Here is a 4,956-nt window from a genome sequence, read left to right on the forward strand (position 1 = left end):
CTGGCGGGCGCTGCGCCGGAGGGCGCGGGCCGGCCGGTGCGGACGCGGCGCGCCCGCGCGGCCGAGTCGTCTGCGTTCGCTCGATCCGCCGCGGTCCGATCCGCTCGATGGGATCGGTCCGAAACGGTCCGGTTCGGAAAGGTTCGGGTCGGAAAGATCGTGCTCGAAAAAGGGGCCGGCTCGACAGGGTTCGGCTCGAAAGGGCACGGCTCGAAACGGTCCGGTTTGATCGCTACAGTCCGATCCGCGCGACCTAACCCGCCCCACTCTCATCCCCGGCCAACGGCGCCAACAGCTCGCGCGCGCCCGGCCCGGCGGCGACGCCGACCTCGCCGAAGCCGGCTTCGCGCGCCAACTGCGCCAGCCGCTCGCTGGCCGCGCTGACCCGCGCCTGGCGCAGCCGCGCGGCGGCCTGCGCCGGCAATTGTTCGAGCACGCGCTGCAAGGCCTCGCCGCTGGACAAGGCCAGCAGCAGCGGCGCATGCGCCGCAGTCAGGCGCGCGATCATGAATCGGTCCAGCGGCGCGGGTTCGCGCCGGTAGATGTCGGCGCGGCGCACCTGCGCGCCGCGCGCGGCCAGGGTCGGCGCGATCACGCCGCGTCCGCCCGGCGCAGTCAGCAAGCCGACCGGCTCGCCCGCGTCGAATCGCTCCAGGCCGGGCAGGGCGAGCAGGCCTTCGCTGTCCATGCGTTCGGGCCAGCGCACATCGGCGATGCCGAAATCGGCCAGCGCCTGCGCACTGCCGGCGCCGACCGCGTACCAAGTCTGACCCGCGCGCTGCGCCGGCTGCGGCAGCAGCGGCGCGTCCGCGCGCGCATCGGCCGCGCACAGATCGCGCAGCGCGCGCACCGCGTTGGGACTGGTGACGACGACGTGCGTGGCGCGCAAGGCCTCGGCCAAGGCAGCGCGCGTCGCGGCAGTGTTTTCGCTGCGGATCGACCACGGCGACAGCTCGATCAATGCGCTGCCGTATTGCGCTGCGATACAGCGTAGCGACTCGTGTTCGTCACTAGGACGTAACGAGATCACGTACCATCGCGGCGGTGTCGTCGGCTCGCGGCTCATGCGGTCAGCTTCGCACAGCGCCGCGCGCAACGGCAGTCGCCGTGCGTCGCGGCGCCGCATCGCGCCATCGGTTTCCGGTTTGCCGTTTCGTTCCTGTAGATACGTTCCCGTACGCACCCCTCGCCGCACGATCCCGTTCCGCGCTTTCGCTTCCGCACGCATCCTTCCCTTACGCACCGCGCTTCCGACGCTGATGACTTTCGACGCCGCTCTGCAACGCCTGCACTCCCATTACCAGTCCATGCCGCCGGTCGCGGCGATGAACGTCGGTATCACCGGTTACGACGGCAGGCGCCTGCGCCTGCGCGCGCCGCTCGCCCACCACGTCAACGACAAGGGCTGCGCGTTCGGCGGCAGTCTCGCCTCGGTGATGACGCTGGCCTCGTGGGGCCTGGTCTCGCTGGGGCTGGAAATCGCCGACCTGCGCGCGGAGGTGTTCGTCGCCGACAGCCAGATCCGCTACCTGGCGCCGCTGTTCGGCGACCTGGAAGTGCAGGCCGAGCTGGCCGCCGACGCCGACTGGAGCCTGTTCGTGCAGACCCTGCGCGGCCGCGGCCGCGCCCGCACCGGCCTGGTCGCGCGCGCGCTGCTGCCCGAAGGCGGGGTCGCGACCGAGTTCACCGCGCGCTACGTCGCGATCCTCAAGGCCTGAGCCGCCCCGCGCCTGACGCGGCGCGGGCGTGCGGGTAGGATGCACGCCACACCGCCACCGAGCCGGAGCCCGCGATGCGCCTGTTGAAGTACCTGCTGCTGACCTGCCTGTGCGCGTTCGCGCTGGCCGGCTGCCAGACCACCGGCACCCAGAACAATCGCCTGTTCGAAATGCAGTACGCCTATTCGGCGGCGATCCGCTGGGGCGATTTCGAGGGCGCGGGCAACCTGATCAAGCCCGAGCTGCGCAAGAAGCTGGCGCCCACGCCGATGCAGCTGGAGCGCTTCAAGCAGATCCAGGTCTCCGGCTACAACGACGTCGGCAGCGAAACCGACAAGAAGAAGGGCAGCGCGGTGCGCATCGTCAACATCGGCGTGATCAACCGCCACACCCTGGCCGAGCGCAACGTGCGCTACATCGAGGCCTGGGAATGGGATCCGGTGGCCAAGACCTGGTGGCTGATCAGCGGCCTGCCGGATTTCTGGGAAGGCCAGTAAGGCGGGAGATAGCGGGTAGGAGATAGGAGATAGATAGCCCTGACGGCTTTTCGCTATCTCCTATCTCCTATCCGCTATCCCCCTGAAGGGCCCGAAGGGCCCTTTTTTGCGCCCGGGCCCGCCCTGGGCGACAATCGCCGCCCCGTGAGGGCCGTACTGGCCCCGCCCGTGCATGAGCTGACTCCGTGAGTTTCGACGAATTGCTGGCGTTCGCCGGCCGCCACCTGTACCTGTCGCTGGGCCTGGCCGGCTTGACCGTAGCGCTGATCTATACCGAGATCGCGCGCCTGTTCCGCGGCTACAAAGCCCTGCGCCCGGCCGAGCTGACCCAACTGATCAACCGCGACAACGCCCTGGTCATCGACCTGTCGGCGATCGCCGAGTACGAGAAGGGTCACATCCCGAGCAGCCGTTCGGTCCAGCCCAGCCAGTTCGACCCGGAAAGCAAGCTGCTGGCCGGCGCCAAGCAACTGCCGGTGGTCGCGGTATGCCGCAACGGCCAGGCCTCGGCCGACGCCGCCAAGCGGCTGAAGAAGGCCGGTTTCGAGCAGGTCTATTGGCTCGACGGCGGCATCGCCGCCTGGCAGCAGGCCGAACTGCCGCTGGTCAAGGGCCGCAACTGAGCCCGCCGGCCGCGCGCCGCGGCCGTATCGCGCCTGGCGGGTGACCGGCCTGCGGCGGCCCCGCCGCGGCCGCTGTCGCATCGGCGCCACGCGCGCCGGCCACACTGGCGTCGCAGCGCCCGCGCCGAGGGCCGGGCAATGTGTGAGGCGCGCCGGGATTCCGGCGCGGAGCCGCCGCGATCCGGCCCCGAGGCCTTGATCGCGCCGCAATCGCCTCAATCCAGGTGGTTCCGCGGCCGAACCTGCATCCGCGCGCCCGGGCCGTTTGGCCCAGGCGCGGACGAGCGGGCATAATCGGCCTCTTTTCCGAATTTCATCTTGCTGGGGGAGTCACCACGATGTCCGAAGAAAACGTCAACGGCGCGGTCGCGCCGGCCGAAGCCAACGGCCCCGCGTTCACCGTCGAAAAGATCTACGTCAAGGACGTCTCCTTCGAGGTCCCCGGCGCGCCGGCCGTGTTCGCCGAAACCCAGCAGCCGCAGCTGCAGCTGAACCTGTCGCAGAACGTGCAGCGCGTCGGCGACAACGCCTTCGAAGTGGTGCTCGGCGTGACCCTCACCTGCACCGCCGGCGACAAGCCGATGTACCTGGCCGAAGTGAAGCAGGCCGGCGTGTTCGGCCTGATCGGCTTCGACGGCCAGACCCTGGACGCGATGCTCGGCACCCATTGCCCGAACGTGCTGTATCCCTACGCGCGCCAGCTCATCAGCGACCTGATCCAGGCCGGCGGCTTCCCGCCGTTCTTCCTGCAGCCGATCAACTTCGACGCGCTCTACGCCGAAGGCCTGCGTCAGCGCTCGCAGGGCGACAGCCTGGCCGACGCGGAAACCGCCGGCAACGCTTGATCGCTGCTTGATCGCCACGATCCACGGCAAGGCACCGGAACCCGCGCGCGCATGACTTCGCAGACCACGACTTCCAAGCCGCGCGTGGCGGTGATCGGTGCCGGCTCCTGGGGCACCGCGCTGGCGGCGCTGATCGCACGGCACGGTCATCCGACCGTGCTGTGGGGCCGCGACCCCGACGTCGCCGCGGCCATCGGCGCGCGCCACGAAAACCCGCGCTACCTGCCGGGCATCGCCCTGCCGGACGCGCTGCGCGCCACCACCGACCTCGCGGCCGCGCTCGCCGGCGCCGACCTGGTGCTGGTGGTGACGCCGTCGCACGCCTTCGCCGAAACCCTGCGCGCGCTGGCCCCGCACCGGCCCGCGCACGCCGGCGTGGCCTGGGCGACCAAGGGCTTCGAACCCGGCAGCGGCCGCTTCCTGCACGAAGTCGCCGAAGAAGTGCTCGGCGCAGGCGTGCCGCTGGCGGTCGTCACCGGCCCCTCGTTCGCCAAGGAAGTCGCGCAAGGCCTGCCGACCGCGCTGACCGTGCATTCCGACGACGCGGACTTCGCCCAGTCGGTCGCCGACGCGCTGCACGGCCCGGCGTTCCGCGCCTACACCGGCGACGACATGCTCGGCGCCGAGCTCGGCGGGGCGATGAAGAACGTGCTCGCGGTGGCCACCGGCGTCGCCGACGGCATGCAGCTGGGCCTCAACGCCCGCGCCGGCCTGATCACCCGCGGCCTCAACGAAATGCTGCGCCTCAACCAGGCCATCGGCGGCCAGCCGGAGACCCTGATGGGACTGGCCGGCCTCGGCGACCTGGTCCTGACCTGCACCGGCGACCTCTCGCGCAACCGCCGCCTGGGCCTGGCCCTGGGCCGCGGCCAGTCGATCGAGGATGCGGTGCGCGAGATCGGCCAGGTGGTCGAGTCGGTGCAGACCGCCGACGAAGTCATGCGCCAGGCCGAGCGCCACGGCATCGAACTGCCGATCTCCAGCGCCGTGCGCGAAGTGCTGCACGGCCGCATCACCCCGTCCGACGGCCTGCGCCAGCTGCTCGCGCGCGAGCAGAAGCCCGAGTATCCGAACGACTTGTTCGGCTGAAGCGCCGGCGCCTCGGCGCGTGGCGGCGGGCGCGCCGGCAGTCTGGCGCGACGATGCGTCTTCGCCCCCGCTGGATGGCCCCGGCCGCCGGCCCGGCAACTGAATGCGTGTGCGGCCGGCAGGTTCCGCGCGCTTTTTTCGTTCAAGCTAGCAACGAGCCCCCGCGCCGCCGGCCCGGGCCGCG

6 protein-coding genes are annotated in these 4,956 nt (G+C 71.0%); 5 read left to right on the forward strand and 1 reads right to left on the reverse strand.

The genetic code is table 11. From position 1 onward, the window contains the following. Positions 1-253: 253 nt before the first annotated feature. Positions 254-1,126, reverse strand: a complete 873-nt coding sequence (locus A7A76_RS21350; RefSeq protein ID WP_343225383.1) for a uroporphyrinogen-III synthase — start codon at positions 1,124-1,126, stop codon at positions 254-256. Positions 1,127-1,259: 133 nt separating this feature from the next. Here A7A76_RS21350 and A7A76_RS21355 point away from each other — a divergent pair, with 133 nt between their 5' ends. The 5 genes from A7A76_RS21355 (at position 1,260) to A7A76_RS21375 (ending at position 4,772) form a co-directional block, all read left to right on the forward strand. Continuing rightward, entirely contained in the window at positions 1,260-1,718 is a 459-nt protein-coding gene (locus A7A76_RS21355; protein ID WP_206413194.1) for a YiiD C-terminal domain-containing protein, read from the forward strand. 74 nt (positions 1,719-1,792) lie between these two features. Then, a complete protein-coding gene (locus tag A7A76_RS21360; RefSeq protein ID WP_241201105.1) occupies positions 1,793-2,215 on the forward strand; it encodes a hypothetical protein in 423 nt (140 codons plus the stop codon). Positions 2,216-2,400: 185 nt separating this feature from the next. Continuing rightward, the gene (locus tag A7A76_RS21365; RefSeq protein ID WP_074871614.1) at positions 2,401-2,838 is read left to right on the forward strand and encodes a rhodanese-like domain-containing protein; all 438 of its coding nucleotides are present in this window, start codon (positions 2,401-2,403) and stop codon (positions 2,836-2,838) included. 338 nt (positions 2,839-3,176) lie between these two features. Continuing rightward, on the forward strand, positions 3,177-3,683 hold the full coding sequence (secB, locus tag A7A76_RS21370) for a protein-export chaperone SecB (protein ID WP_074871611.1): 507 nt from the start codon (positions 3,177-3,179) through the stop codon (positions 3,681-3,683). 51 nt (positions 3,684-3,734) lie between these two features. Continuing rightward, complete coding sequence (locus tag A7A76_RS21375; protein WP_206413195.1) at positions 3,735-4,772, forward strand: NAD(P)H-dependent glycerol-3-phosphate dehydrogenase; 1,038 nt, start codon at positions 3,735-3,737, stop codon at positions 4,770-4,772. Positions 4,773-4,956: the final 184 nt, after the last annotated feature.

The organism is Lysobacter enzymogenes (genome assembly GCF_017168095.1).
Classification (GTDB): domain Bacteria; phylum Pseudomonadota; class Gammaproteobacteria; order Xanthomonadales; family Xanthomonadaceae; genus Lysobacter; species Lysobacter enzymogenes_D.

What these genes read in the sequence shown, in the direction of transcription:
- A7A76_RS21350 (WP_343225383.1), bottom strand. Translation starts at nt 1,126, where the DNA reads ATGCGGCGCCGCGACGCACGGCGACTGCCGTTGCGCGCGGCGCTGTGC.
- A7A76_RS21355 (WP_206413194.1), top strand. Translation starts at nt 1,260, where the DNA reads ATGACTTTCGACGCCGCTCTGCAACGCCTGCACTCCCATTACCAGTCC.
- A7A76_RS21360 (WP_241201105.1), top strand. Translation starts at nt 1,793, where the DNA reads ATGCGCCTGTTGAAGTACCTGCTGCTGACCTGCCTGTGCGCGTTCGCG.
- secB (WP_074871611.1), top strand. Translation starts at nt 3,177, where the DNA reads ATGTCCGAAGAAAACGTCAACGGCGCGGTCGCGCCGGCCGAAGCCAAC.
- A7A76_RS21375 (WP_206413195.1), top strand. Translation starts at nt 3,735, where the DNA reads ATGACTTCGCAGACCACGACTTCCAAGCCGCGCGTGGCGGTGATCGGT.